The organism is Paenibacillus sp. Marseille-P2973 (assembly GCF_018101095.1).
GTDB lineage: Bacteria > Bacillota > Bacilli > Paenibacillales > Paenibacillaceae > Fontibacillus > Fontibacillus vini.
In genome coordinates, this window is sequence record NZ_JAGQEH010000004.1 from 547,979 (window position 1) to 561,909 (window position 13,931).

Below are 13,931 nucleotides of genomic sequence, written 5' to 3' on the forward strand. Positions count from 1 at the left end.
CGGACATGAAAAGCTTACAATCGGAACAGCAGCTCCTTGATTATATCGGTATCGGCGAACCCGGAAGTGCATTACATAAAGCGGCCGCCCGGGGGGATCTCCGGTACACCACGGAAGGGAACGTAATGAATTTGACGATATCCCGACCCTCTGGCGATATGAAGCTGGAACATAAAATTAAGGAAGGACTCGCTCGAGGGATCTCCAGATATATCGTTGAAGTACTGGAGGAAAGTATGGCCCTGAAAATCGCATGGGCCCAGTATTCGTTTGCTACACGCGATGAAGGTCTTGCGGCGGAAGAGTCCTGCCGAAAGCTGCTTGCGGGCCCGGAAGTGGGCGATCAAGCGGCAAGACGGAGACGGATGGACGGGATTTATCATGTTCTCAAGGGATATTTGCAGGAGAACTCGTACCTGGATCTGGAAGGGTTTATTGCATTCCGGCTTCAGGATTACAGGGACAAGCTGCGGGAAACTGTGGATGTCGCCATGGAGGAATATTTGCTGGATCAGCAGTACGAGGAATTCATCCATTTGCTGCAATATTTTGTTCATTTTCAAGAACCGCTAACCCCGCTTATCCATTTGATGCATAAGCAAGATCATGAATTCAGTATCCTGAGTGAGGAATTCACTAAGATCAGCGCGCCTCCTTGTGGAGGGGTGGTGGCCAATATAGCAGATCAGGAGATGGAGATGGAGGATATGATCGTCAGCACCCTTATCTCGTTGGCCCCCAATCGGATCATGATCCACACGCTTCATCCCGAGGCACAGATCATTTCGACGATCCGCCGCATCTTCGGTGACCGTGCAGAGGTTTGTTTGCACTGCCCTCCATGCCAGATGTTTCATCAGGAATCGAGACGCCTGGATCAAGGGACATAGGGTTCTTGACGAGGCAACGTATTCGTTTTATAATTACACGTGATTCAAATTTGCTTACATTGAGCAAAAGCGTTGACAAAGACATGAACCAGAAACAACGGACAGTGCAGAGAGAGGGAACCCGGCTGAAATTCCCTTATGCTCCGGTTTTGGTTTACCCCTTTGTAGCTGCGATTCCGAACCAGTCCTTGCCTGTGGACACATTAGGGACCGCCGGTTCATTACCGTTACATAATGCCGAATAAGGGTTGTCTTTGCGGAAGCACTGACGCCGAATTAGGGTGGAACCACGGGTAAATCATGCTCGTCCCTTTCCGGGGCGGGCTTTTTTTGTTGTCCGATTCCGGGACTATAATCATTAATCATCTACGGGAGGAATTAACAATGGCAATTAATGTATCGCTGCCGGACGGCTCGGTTCGGGAATACGCTGAAGGAAGCACTCTGGAGGATGTAGCTGCCTCCATCAGCAGCGGCTTGCGCAAGAATGCGGTAGCCGGCAAAATTGACGGCAAGGCCGTTGACTTGAATACGAAGCTGGAAGACGGGGCAAAGGTAGAAATTATTACCTTGGATTCCCAGGATGGCCTGGAAATTATGCGCCATAGCACTGCCCACTTGATGGCGCAGGCGGTAAAACGCCTGTTTGGCGGCAAAGAAGTGAAGCTTGGAATCGGGCCAGTTATTGAGGACGGATTCTATTACGATATGGATTTGGAGCATCCGCTCAATCCCGAGGATCTGCAAAAGATCGAAAAAGAAATGGAGCGAATCATCGGAGAAAATCTGCCGATTATCCGCCGCGAAGTCAGCCGGGAAGAAGCTGTCGCGATCTTTACTGAGCTTGGCGATCCGTACAAGCTGGAATTGATCCGTGACCTGCCTGAAGATAGCGTTCTTTCTATCTATGATCAAGGCGAATTTTTCGACCTTTGCCGCGGACCGCATGTTCCATCCACCGGCAAAATCAAAGTGTTCAAGCTGCTTAGCGTGGCGGGCGCTTACTGGCGCGGCAACAGTGACAACAAGATGCTTCAGCGGATTTACGGAACTGCCTTCGTAAAGAAAGCGGAGCTGGATCATCATTTGCATATGCTGGAAGAAGCCAAGAAACGCGATCACCGCAAGCTTGGTAAAGAATTGAACATTTTTACGTTCAACAATCTTGTCGGACAAGGCCTGCCGATCTGGCTGCCAAAAGGCGCTACGCTGCGCCGGACGCTGGAACGCTATATCGTTGACATTGAAGAACGCCTCGGCTATCAACATGTTTACACTCCGGTTCTCGGGAATGTGGACCTGTACAAAACTTCGGGACACTGGGAGCACTACCAGGATGACATGTTCCCGAAAATGACGATCGACACGGAGGAATTCGTGCTTCGTCCGATGAACTGCCCGCATCACATGATGGTTTATAAGAGCGACATGAGAAGCTACCGTGATCTTCCGATCCGGATCGCCGAGCTCGGCATGCAGCACCGCTATGAAATGTCCGGCGCCTTGACAGGGCTTCACCGGGTACGTTCCATGACTTTGAATGACGCGCATATCTTCTGCCGTTTGGATCAAATCAAGAGCGAATTCACACGCGTGCTGGATCTGATCAAGCAGGTTTACAGCGACTTCGGTATCAAAGAGTATCGTTTCCGTCTGTCCTACCGGGACCCTCAGGATACGGAGAAATATTTTGCGAACGACGAGATGTGGAATACCGCTCAACGCATGTTGCGTGAAGTAGTAGAGGAAGCGGGGCTTCCGTTCTTTGAAGCCGAAGGGGAAGCGGCTTTCTATGGTCCGAAGCTGGACGTACAGGTTAAGACAGCTCTCGGAAAAGAAGAAACATTGTCTACGATTCAAATCGACTTCTTGCTTCCGGAACGCTTTGAGCTGGAGTATGTCGGAGACGACGGCGCGAAGCACCGTCCGGTTGTCCTTCATCGGGGCATCCTCGGTACGATGGAACGCTTCTCGGCCTTCCTGCTTGAGAACTTTGCAGGTAACCTGCCGCTCTGGCTGGCGCCGGTTCAAGCGAAAATCATTCCGGTATCTACAGCATTCGATGATTATGCGCGTTCTGTTGAAGACAAATTGCGCGCTGGTGGTATTCGGATTGAGAGCGATTTGCGTAACGAAAAGCTCGGTTATAAAATCCGTGAAGCGCAGCTGGAGAAGATCCCTTACATGTTCGTAGTCGGAGAGAACGAGAAGAGCAGCGGCAGCGTCTCCGTCCGCAAACGCGGCGAAGGGGACCTCGGCGCGAAGGCACTGGATGAGGTGTTAGCACTCCTCCAAGACGAAATCCGCAATCACGTAATTTAAAAAGGTAGTTCAAAAAGTCGTCTTTTGATCACGAAGTAATTCGTTTAAGCTTAATCGGCGTCGAATCTTGAATTCAGCAGAGCCTTCCGGTGCTCATGTAGGTTTTGCCTACGCTGCGCTCCTCAGTCTCTGCTTCATCCAACCTTCTCGGTGCTGAAAAGCCGATTTTTGAACATTATCACACTCTATAATGTATAAACTGTGGCGCATGTGGAAACCCTTCGGAATAAGGGGGAGGTTTTCATATGCGTCAATTTAATTTGTGGCGGAGAGTTGCGCTAAGTTTTGTAGTCGTTTTTCTACTCCATGGAATAGCCGCAGAGAGTACAACTTATGCCATTACGGCCGAAATGTCGAAGAGTCAATATAATCAATATGTGCTCCAGGAATACCGGGAGCATGCCCGACAGCAGGAAATACTTAAGCACATCCAGCCGGAGGGAGAAAGAGCGTACGGTTCGATTCACTCGCTTTTCCTGGAGAAGAAGACCCAAGAGGTTAAGCCAGAGGCGGCCAAAAAGAAGGTTCAAACGGTCAAGGTTATGGCTACCGGTTATACAGCCGGGTTTGAATCGACAGGCAAGAAGCCGAGTCATCCTCAATACGGGATCACGTATTCCGGGGTAAAGGTTCGCCGGGATAAAGATACGATATCTACGATTGCCGCGGATTTAAAAGTATTTCCGCTCGGTACCATTCTTTATATTCCAGGGTACGGCTACGGCGTAGTCGCGGACAAAGGATCGGCAATTAAAGGCAACAAAATTGACCTTTACTTCAAAACGACCAAACAGGTATTCAAAGAATGGGGCAAGAAGGAAGTCGAGGTCCAGGTTATTCGTAAAGGAAACGGCAAGCTGACGGAAGCAATGCTTAACAAATTGGGCAAAGCGATGGAAGTCGACAAGGAGTTTTCCGATAAGGTATGGGACCAGGCGATCTAGAGACCTGAGCCTGAATATTTCACTTTACCTGAAAGCATAATAAGGGACGTGGCCATAACAAACGGCCGCCAAGGCATATCAATGCCTGCGCTTTATGCAAAGGGAGGTGAAATTTCATGCCGAATCAAAAAAACAAGGCAGCTTCTCCTGGGTATAAAACACCGAACGAGAAGTATAATGCCGAGTTCGCTGAAGAATCCAATGCAACGATTGCCCAAAAAGCAAAAGCATCCCGCAATGCTGCAATGAACAAGGGTGCAGGACAACAACAACAATAATATTGAAGCATCCAGAGACGTTTTCCGCCCATTTTTAAGTGGGCCGGAAGCGTCTCTTTTTATTTATTTGGATAAAAAAGTAAAACCCCTCGGTCCCGAGACCGAGACAAGGTTCCACCTCGCGCCGCTGTTGCCCTTCCCGGGAATCCGTTACAATAGGTTTAACAGATTCAGGAATGAACCATTTGGAGGGAAATGCAATGAGAAACGGATTGTTGGGACGGCTGATAGGAGGCCTGGTGCTGATCTCTGTCGGCGGGATATTTTTATTGAACCAATTAGGAATTACGGACCTGAGCCTGGGTTATCTTTTCTCAACCTACTGGCCCGTGTTTTTAATACTAGGCGGGCTTAGCCAGCTCGGAAATGGGCAGTGGAGAGGATCGAGCTTCATCGGGAGCGCGATATTGATCGTTATCGGGGGCTATTTTCTGGCCAATAATCTTGATTTGATCTCGTTGTCGCCGGGAGATTTCTTTAAATTCTTTTTCCCGCTTGCGCTTATCGTCGGAGGACTGTTCGTCCTGTTTAAACCAGGCCACAGCCGAAACGACCGTGATCGGAATTTTCCGCCACCACCACCGCCGCCGCCATCGAGACCACCGGTACCACCGCTGAATAATAAGTACATTCCGGAGATGGAATCCCCGCTGGATTCGATTTTTGGCGGGCTTGAGAAGGACGAGGCGAAGAAAGAAGACAAATTCAAATACAAGCATGAGAAACAGCGCTATGACTCGTTCGGGATGGGCAACGGTTCAACCGGCAAGCCAGAGATCGTGAACAAGTCGGGTTTCATTGGAGACGTTCACTTGGGGCAGGATTATTTTGAACTGCATCCGACGAACATTTCCCATTTTATCGGGGATACGATCATCGATTTAACGAAAGCACAGATTCCTTATGGTGAAACGAAAATCAACGTATCCGCTTTTATCGGGGACGTGAAAGTATTCATTCCTGAAGATATGGATATCGGAATTACCGCAAATTCCAGCGCATTTATCGGCGATTTGAAGGTGCTGAACCAGAAGCAGGGCGGATTCATGAGCAATGTCGATGCCCAATCTCCGTACTACGGCGAGGCCAGCAAACGGGTAAAACTGGTCGTGAGCGTATTCATTGGCGATGTAAAAGTGAATATGGTGGGCTAAGAATATGATAGTACAGCGGATTTTAAAGAATACAAAATGGGAGCTTCTGCTTTTCTTCTTACTGACAGGCAGTTTGGCGGCGATTACTCTCTATATCGGAACCATAACCGGGGTCATTGTCGTCCATGACTCCCGGGTATGGATTTACGATGTGGCGGGGGTCGTCGTTTTGACGCTCATTATTGGTTATGTCGCAGGGCGGCGTATTCAAGGCCGGATCGATCCGATGCACCTGAACATGCTCCAAGTGGCTAAGGGGAATTTATCCGTACGCATGCCGGAGACTGTCGATCAGACATTTGCCGGGGTTTATCAGGAATTCAACAATATGACGGATGCGGTAGAGAAAAAGATGCAGCTGCTGCAGCAATTGGGCGAGAAGGAAGTTATGGAGAAGGAACAGGCCGCGGAAAAGGCGGTTTTGGAAGAGCGCAGGAGACTGGCCCGGGATCTGCATGATACGGTTAGCCAGCAGCTGTTTGCGATTCATATGGCCGCTTCCTCCCTTCCAAAAGTGCTGGAAAATAACGAGGAGCAGGCTCATCTTGTGATGGACCAGCTGATCCTGATGTCCAACACGGCCCAAAAACAGATGCGAGCTTTGATCGCCCAGCTCCGTCCGATGGAATTGGTCGGCAAAACGCTGGCGGAAGCGCTGGATCAGTGGTTCCCCGACTATTGCAGGCAGAACGGGCTTAAGGGAATCAAGGATATGGATTTGCATGGCGACATGTCCGAAGCGAAGGAGCATCAATTGTTCCTGATCGTGCAGGAAGCCATGGCCAATATCGTCAAGCATGCGGGAGCCAAGCTGGTAAGCTTGTCGCTGCGCGAGGGGCCGAGGCAGGTGGTGCTCAGTATCAGCGACGACGGGCAAGGATTCAGCAGTACTTATCAGAAGCAGGGTTCCTACGGGCTTACCACGATGAGAGAGCGGGCGGAAAAGCTCGGAGGACATGTGGAAATCATAAGTAAACCCGGTGCGGGAACGACGATCAGGGTACATATTCCAAAGTTCGAAGATAGCAAAAGGGGAGAACGGGAATGAGCGATAAGATTAAAGTAATGATCGTTGACGATCATGATATGGTGCGAATGGGACTTAAAACTTATCTGATGCTTGATCCGGGTTTCGAGGTGATCGCCGAGGCTGCGAACGGCCAGGATGCGGTTGCCGTATTGGAGCGGGGAATTCCTCAAGGACAGCCGGACATCATTCTGATGGATTTAATGATGCCTGTTATGAACGGCGCCGAAGCCACCAAGGAAGTGCTTAGCCGCTTCCCAGGGATGAAGATTGTAATTTTGACGAGCTTTTTGGAGGATGACCTGGTAGTACAGGCTGTGGAATCGGGAGCGGTCAGCTATGTGCTGAAAACCGTGTCCGCGGAAGAATTGATCTATGCCCTGCAAGGAGCTTACCGGGGGATGCCGGTGATGACGGGGGACGTGGCCCAGGCTTTGACCCGGGGGCTTCGCCAGCGGAGCGTTCAGGGCGACGATTCGGGGATGACCGAGCGGGAAAAGGAAGTGCTCTTGCTGATTGCCGAAGGGAAGAGCAATAAAGATATCGCCGAGGAACTTCATATCAGTATTAAAACGGTCAAGACCCATGTCAGCAATCTGCTGATGAAATGTGAGCTGGAGGACCGGACACAGCTGGCGATCCATGCGCATCGACAAGGATGGGTCTCCGGCAGTTAATTTCTGATTATTTGATCTTATATGTTATTCTTTCGCTTTTATCTTCTTTTTAATTGTTTTTAAGGTACGCTTAAGGTTTATAGTACAAAATAAGAACAAGAAAACAAGATACCCCCTGCACCGTGCGGGGGAAGGAGGGAATATCACCATGGACGAGGAAAGAAACAAATCAGGTCAGCCTTTCGGGGATGGCAATAATACTAACGCAAATGAAAATAATTACGACAAGTCCCGGGATTCGGAAGGTTCGGGCTCATCATACTACTACTCGTACGGACCATTCCAATCCTATGGAAACGGCGAAGGCAGCGATCAAGGAAGTCCTTCTTATGACCGCCGGCAGCCGGAAGAAGTGGAAATCACAAGACCGCAACCGGTTCGGCCGATTCCCGCTTCTTATGAGATTCGTTCCTCTGCGGGCGGAGTCGGAGGCGGAGCGAACGGGGACGGAAGAGGAGCCGCTTCGTCTAAAAATCCGGGAAACTGGCAGTTTAACAAACCGCCTAAGAAATCCTCGGTCAAATCGGTGATTGCCGGCGTGCTGGCAGGAATGCTGATTATGACAGGTGCGATGGTGTATGCGGATCACCAGAACCTGTTCACAGGGGATCAGCCGGAGGCTAGTGTGTCGGCATCCGCTCCTGCTTCTACGAACAGCAGCAGTACGAAGGAGAGCGGAAGCAGTTCCTCTTCGTCAAAGGCTACGCAGGCGCTTTATCCGATTACGAATCCCGGTGATGTAACTAATGTTGTCCAGCAGGCCGGACCTGCGGTCGTGAAGATTGAAACCTTGGTCAACTCCAGCAAACAGGGCAGCTCGACGAGTCCTTACAGCAACGATCCGTTCTACCGCTATTTCTTCGGTGATGGATACTCCGGCGGGGGCAGCGGCTCGGGAGACAACGGATCATCCTCGGGCTCCGATCAACTGGTTCCAACAGGCATTGGCTCGGGCTTTATTTTCGATAAGACCGGTTATATTTTGACTAATGAGCATGTCGTGCATAACGCCGATGTCGTTCAAGTCACGGTGCAGGATACGGATAAACCGTATGAAGCCAAGGTGCTTGGCACAAGCTATGAATTGGATTTGGCCGTATTGAAGATTGAAGGCGACGGCAACTTCCCTTCGATCCCGCTCGCGAATTCCGATAGTACGGAAGTCGGCGAGTGGCTGGTCGCCATCGGGAACCCGCAAGGATTTGACCACACCGTAACGGCCGGCGTGCTTAGCGCGAAGGAACGCGGCATCACGATTGCCGGAGAAAACGGCGAAAAGAACCGCGAATATGAGCACCTGCTTCAAACGGATGCATCGATCAACCCCGGCAACTCCGGCGGCCCGCTGTTGAATCTGAACGGGGAAGTGGTCGGGATCAACGTGGCGGTCAGCTCGGATGCTCAGGGCATCGGGTTTGCGATTCCTACAAGCACGATCACGGAAGTGCTCGACAAGCTGAAGAACAATGAGAAAATCCCGAAAAAACCGGTTCCGTTTATCGGCGCAACGCTGATGACGATGACTGATGAAGTTGCGAAGCAAATGGGGACCGATGTGAAGGAAGGCTCCGTCGTATCGGACATCGTATTCAAATCCCCGGCCTATAATGCCGACCTTCGCCCTTACGACATCATTACCGGTGCGGACGGCAAAGGGTTTGCAACCAAGGAAGCTTTGATCGAGTACATTCAGAAACAGCAGGTTGGCGACAAGGTGACATTTAACGTTGTTCGCGACGGCCGGAAGCTGGATCTGGACATTACGATCGGCGACAAAAATGAGTTCGCGAATCTCGAATAGCAAGGAGAGCCGTTAATCCGGCTTGGAAGAGAGGCGGCAGGCTATAGCCTGCCGCTTTTTCTAAGCTGTGGGGGCTTTGATCCAAATCGCTGATGAAGCGGAAAAGCCCGGTGCTTTTTGCTAGAATATAGATAGATGTATTGAAGGCGGCAGGAATGATGATCTGCTGATTAAAGGAGTGAGGGTTAGATGAGATCCGCAATTCTGGTTATAGATGATGACGAGAAAATTACCTCTATGCTGCGGCGGGGATTGGCATTTGAGGGGTATGACGTACATACGGCCCGAAATGGAGCGGAAGGCTTGTCGATGGTTCTGACGGCTGATCCGGATTTGATCATTCTGGATGTCATGATGCCGCAAATCGACGGTTTTGAGGTGTGCCGCAGGTTACGGGAAGGGGGAAGCACGGTTCCTGTATTGATGCTGACCGCCAAGGACGAGGTGGAAAACCGGGTGAAGGGCTTGGATACGGGGGCAGATGACTATCTGGTCAAGCCGTTTGCGCTGGAGGAGCTTCTCGCCCGGGTACGGGCCTTGTTGCGGAGAAAAGAACCGGCTGGAGAATCGGCCGATCATCGGCTGATATTTGAAGATATTGTAATGGATCTGGACTCCCGTGAAGTACTGCGGTCCGGACAGCGTTTGGAGCTGACGGCCAAAGAATTCGATTTGCTTCATTTGTTCATGCAAAATCCGCGGCGGCTGCTGACCCGCGATTTAATTATGGATAAAATTTGGGGTTATGATTACAGCGGAGAGTCCAATGTCCTGGAAGTATATATAGCGATGATAAGGCAAAAAACGGAGGAGTATGGCGGCAAAAGGGTGATCCAGACAATCCGCGGCGCAGGCTACATACTGAGAGGAGACTCCTAGAAGATGTCCATGAGATGGCGGCTAACCGCTTGGTATACGGGAATTTTGGCAGTTACGCTGATCTTGTTCGGCGCTTCGATTTATGGATTTGTTCGTTATTATACTTATGAAGAGGTCAAAAAGAAGGTCGATGATCAGGCCGATCAAATCCTTAGTTCGCAAAATGTCACGTTGACGCAGGGATGGGATCTTCAGTTGACCCCCAAACAGGCGCTTCGGTTGGAGGATGCCCGCATCTTCTGGCAGCTCAACAATTATGCGGTGGGATTGATGCGCCGCTCGCAAGGATTGCAGGAACGGGACATTGCATTTCCTGTACCGGCTATCGAAGATATTGGCAAGAAAGGCCTGTTCCAAAAGATTACGATTAATGGAAACTCATATATTTTGTACGAACGGGCCGTCTATCTGGATGATACGATTGTCGGCTTGCTCCAGCTAGCCGCGGATACGAACGCCGAGGACCGGCTGATGGAGCGGATGAAAACGATTCTGTTGATCGGCTCGTCTATAACCTTGTTAGTGGCGAGTACGTTTGGGCTATTCCTGGCGCGGAAATCGATGGCGCCGATCGGCAAGGTCATCGAGGCGGCGAACGGAATCCAGACCGGGAACGACCTTAGCGTCCGGATTGATTATGACGGTCCGAATGACGAAATAGGCCGCTTAATCGGTACGGTCAACAGCATGCTAGCCAGAACGGAAGGCTTCTATAATGAACTGGACGAAGCGTATTCCGCGCAGCGGCGGTTTGTATCGGATGCCTCCCACGAGCTGCGGACCCCGCTGACGACGATTCGCGGAAATGTCGATCTGCTGAAAAAAGTATGGTCCGGCGAAGAAGGGGCGCGCCCTCCTATGGACGAAGAACAGCTTCGCAGTCTGTCGTTGGATGCGGTGAGCGATATCGCCGATGAGTCGCAGCGGATGAGCCGGCTCGTCAACGACATGCTGTCCCTAGCCCGGGCGGATGCCGGACAGACGATTGAACGGAACATGGTGCCGCTTCTCCCTCTCGTTGAAGAAGTGGTCCGCAGAGCCCAGTTCCTGCCGCGGGAAGCAGTCTGGGTTCAGGGTGATCTAAAAGTTCTTGAAGGGGCAAGCATCATCGGAAGCAAGGACTATTTGCAGCAGATGCTCTTTATTTTTATTGAGAATGCGTTCAAGTATACGGCCGAAGGAAGCGTGACGATCGATGCGATCCGGGCCGGAGAACAAATCGGGATCCGGGTCGCCGATACCGGAATTGGCATGGATCGGAGCGAAGTTCCTCATATTTTCGATCGCTTTTATCGGGCCGACCCGTCCCGCGGCGTAACGCCTGGCATCGGTCTGGGACTGTCGATCGCCAAATGGATCATAGATGAGCATGGCGGATCGGTTGAGGTCATGACCAAATTTGGCGAGGGAACGACATTTATTATCTGGCTTCCGGCCGTCTTTAACGCCTTGCCGGAATAAGCTATAATAGAGGAGGTTCCCTCCGTCAGGAAAACCGGGAACGAGAAAGCAGGGATACGACAATGGAAGTTATTAAAATCTCGCCGCGCGGATATTGCTACGGGGTCGTCGATGCGATGGTACTTGCCAGACAGGCCGCCAAAAACCTCGATCTTCCGCGCCCGATCTATATATTGGGCATGATCGTCCATAACAGTCATGTCACGAATTCTTTTGAGGACGAAGGCATCATCACTCTGGATGGTCCTAACCGGATGGAGATTTTGAATCAGGTGGAGAGCGGCACCGTGATTTTCACGGCGCATGGTGTGTCCCCGGAAGTTCGCAAGCTGGCCAGAGATAAGGGGCTTACTACTGTGGACGCCACCTGTCCCGACGTCACGAAGACGCATGTTCTGATTAAGGAAAAGGTGGCCGAAGGGTATGAGGTCGTCTATATCGGCAAGAAGGGACATCCTGAGCCGGAAGGCGCCGTTGGCGTTGCGCCCGATCGTGTGCATTTGATCGAGAAGGAAGAAGAGATCGAAGCCTTGGAAATTACGTCGGATAAGATCGTAATTACGAATCAGACGACGATGAGCCAATGGGATATCAAGCATATCATGAAGAAATTGCTGGAGAAATTCCCGGGCGCCGAAGTCCATAACGAAATCTGCCTGGCTACTCAGGTGCGGCAAGAAGCGGTTGCGGAACAAGCCGGTCAAGCGGATTTGGTGATCGTTGTAGGCGATCCGCGAAGCAACAACTCGAACCGCTTGGCTCAGGTATCAGAAGAGATTGCAGGCGTGACAGCCTACCGTATTGCGGATGTGTCCGAATTGAAGACCGAGTGGCTTAAAGGCATTCAAAAAGTTGCGGTAACCTCCGGTGCATCGACGCCTACGCCGATTACAAAAGAAGTCATCGCCTATCTGGAGCAATATGATGCTGAGAACCCGGAAACGTGGGAGATCGTTCGTACGGTTAATATGCAAAAGCTGCTGCCTCCGGTCAAAGCCGGTGCAAAGAGCAAAACCGAACAGGTTAGTCAGTAGGCTGACACGGTTCAGAACCCGCCAGATCAACCTACAGTTTTAATATCATATCGATCAACAGCCGTCCCAAGAGTTCTTCGAAGGGCGGCTGTTTTTTTGTTTGCCGAGAAGGGACAGGGTGCATTTCCAAGTTTTGCGGGGTCCCCCGCGGTAGGATTCATGTTATACTCCTGATAGAAAGATTACAAAATTGTTACTATATGTTCATGTTCAAAAAATCAGGTTTGCAGGACCAAGAAGGTTGGATGAAGATAGGGACTGAGTAGCGGAGCGTACATGGGGTACGTGAGCAACGGAAGGCCCGTCTGAATTCAAGATTCGACGTCGAATCCGCTTCATGATCTCCTTCGTCATGGAAAGATGACTTTTTGAACAACCACTATATGAATCTAGCTATCAAGGAGATGACAGCATGAAAACAAATCGATTCAATAAACTTATGATGACTGGCGGATTGACTGCTCTTTTGGCCGCTGGACTTGTGGTGCCGGCTTCGGCACAATCGAATACAACTTATACTACTAAGACCACGTTCTCTTCGAACTGGAACACTTATTTTAACTCGATTCCTTGGAATGAGATATATAAGCAAATACCGGCTCAAAACGGAACTAACGGGAATTGGAACTTCCAGAATGGCTCAACTCAGAATGGAACAACCCAGAATGGTTCGTCGCAAAATGAGACTAGCCAGCCAGGTACTAAACCGGACAGCAATTCCGGTTCCCAGACTCAACCGACTCAACCAACTCAACCAACTCAACCAACTCAACCAACTCAACCAACTCAACCAACTCAACCAACTCAACCAACTCAACCAACTCAACCAACTCAACCAAACACGGGGGCCAGCACCGATAAATCGCAGTTTGCAACCCAGGTGATCACTCTGGTGAATCAGGAGCGCGCGAAGCAGGGATTGAAGCCGCTCGCGGGAAATGCCGAACTTAACAATATGGCATTGGCAAAGGCGAAGGATATGAGCCAAAACAATTATTTTGACCATACTTCCCCGACCTACGGTTCTCCATTCGATATGATGAAGAAGTTTGGAATTAGTTACAGCTATGCTGGAGAGAACATTGCCATGGGACAAAAAACTCCTGCGGACGTTGTAAAAGCCTGGATGAACAGTGAAGGGCATCGTGCCAATATTATGAATGCGAATTACAACCTGATCGGCGTCGGTTACTATAATGGCTACTGGGCTCAAGAGTTCGTAGGCAGATAAGCAAGAGATTGTGCGCGAAAATGTTGGTTCAGCCATAAGTAATGCGATGCAATGTAATGTAATGCGAATATGAACAACGGTGCGGATACTTCCGCGCCGTTTTTTATTACGGCTTTAGCCAGTTGAGCTCGCGAAGCGTGCGAAACAAAAAACCACCCGCTATGCGGGTGGAGGGATCGAAGGTTTGACCACCAAGACCATTCCGATAAAATTGAGATGTTCAGGCTCAACAA

13 protein-coding genes are annotated in these 13,931 nt (G+C 50.4%); all 13 read left to right on the plus strand.

Annotated elements, in window-relative coordinates; all coding sequences use genetic code 11:
* The first annotated feature begins 5 nt into the window (after positions 1-5).
* The 13 genes from KB559_RS12025 to KB559_RS12085 all read left to right on the plus strand — a co-directional run bounded on the left by KB559_RS12025 (position 6) and on the right by KB559_RS12085 (position 13,698).
* Complete coding sequence (locus tag KB559_RS12025) at positions 6-890, plus strand: putative sporulation protein YtxC (protein ID WP_247681755.1); 885 nt, start codon at positions 6-8, stop codon at positions 888-890.
* A 59-nt stretch (positions 891-949) separates the two neighbouring features.
* The gene (locus tag KB559_RS12030) at positions 950-1,135 is read left to right on the plus strand and encodes a hypothetical protein (RefSeq protein WP_211022137.1); all 186 of its coding nucleotides are present in this window, start codon (positions 950-952) and stop codon (positions 1,133-1,135) included.
* 139 nt (positions 1,136-1,274) lie between these two features.
* Positions 1,275-3,212, plus strand: coding sequence for a threonine--tRNA ligase (gene thrS, locus KB559_RS12035; protein WP_211022138.1), 1,938 nt, complete (start codon positions 1,275-1,277; stop codon positions 3,210-3,212).
* Between the two features lie 245 nt (positions 3,213-3,457).
* Positions 3,458-4,156, plus strand: a complete 699-nt coding sequence (locus KB559_RS12040) for a 3D domain-containing protein (protein ID WP_247681756.1) — start codon at positions 3,458-3,460, stop codon at positions 4,154-4,156.
* 116 nt (positions 4,157-4,272) lie between these two features.
* Positions 4,273-4,434 carry a hypothetical protein gene (locus tag KB559_RS12045; RefSeq protein ID WP_211022139.1) on the plus strand — a complete coding sequence of 54 codons (162 nt, stop codon included), beginning with the start codon at positions 4,273-4,275 and terminating at the stop codon, positions 4,432-4,434.
* 200 nt (positions 4,435-4,634) lie between these two features.
* Positions 4,635-5,588, plus strand: a complete 954-nt coding sequence (gene liaF, locus KB559_RS12050) for a cell wall-active antibiotics response protein LiaF (RefSeq protein ID WP_211022140.1) — start codon at positions 4,635-4,637, stop codon at positions 5,586-5,588.
* A gap of 4 nt (positions 5,589-5,592) precedes the next feature.
* Positions 5,593-6,636, plus strand: coding sequence for a sensor histidine kinase (locus tag KB559_RS12055; RefSeq protein ID WP_211022141.1), 1,044 nt, complete (start codon positions 5,593-5,595; stop codon positions 6,634-6,636).
* Positions 6,633-7,292 carry a response regulator gene (locus KB559_RS12060; RefSeq protein WP_211022142.1) on the plus strand — a complete coding sequence of 220 codons (660 nt, stop codon included), beginning with the start codon at positions 6,633-6,635 and terminating at the stop codon, positions 7,290-7,292. Before KB559_RS12055 ends, KB559_RS12060 begins: the two co-directional genes overlap by 4 nt.
* Before the next feature lie 148 nt (positions 7,293-7,440).
* Positions 7,441-9,093, plus strand: a complete 1,653-nt coding sequence (locus tag KB559_RS12065; RefSeq protein WP_211022143.1) for a S1C family serine protease — start codon at positions 7,441-7,443, stop codon at positions 9,091-9,093.
* 189 nt (positions 9,094-9,282) lie between these two features.
* Positions 9,283-9,972, plus strand: a complete 690-nt coding sequence (locus tag KB559_RS12070) for a response regulator transcription factor (protein WP_211022144.1) — start codon at positions 9,283-9,285, stop codon at positions 9,970-9,972.
* 3 nt (positions 9,973-9,975) lie between these two features.
* Positions 9,976-11,433: a sensor histidine kinase gene (locus KB559_RS12075; RefSeq protein ID WP_211022145.1), complete on the plus strand. Its 1,458-nt coding sequence runs from the start codon at positions 9,976-9,978 to the stop codon at positions 11,431-11,433.
* A gap of 62 nt (positions 11,434-11,495) precedes the next feature.
* Complete coding sequence (locus KB559_RS12080; protein WP_211022146.1) at positions 11,496-12,467, plus strand: 4-hydroxy-3-methylbut-2-enyl diphosphate reductase; 972 nt, start codon at positions 11,496-11,498, stop codon at positions 12,465-12,467.
* A 412-nt stretch (positions 12,468-12,879) separates the two neighbouring features.
* Positions 12,880-13,698: a CAP domain-containing protein gene (locus KB559_RS12085; RefSeq protein WP_211022147.1), complete on the plus strand. Its 819-nt coding sequence runs from the start codon at positions 12,880-12,882 to the stop codon at positions 13,696-13,698.
* The last annotated feature ends 233 nt before the right edge of the window (positions 13,699-13,931 follow it).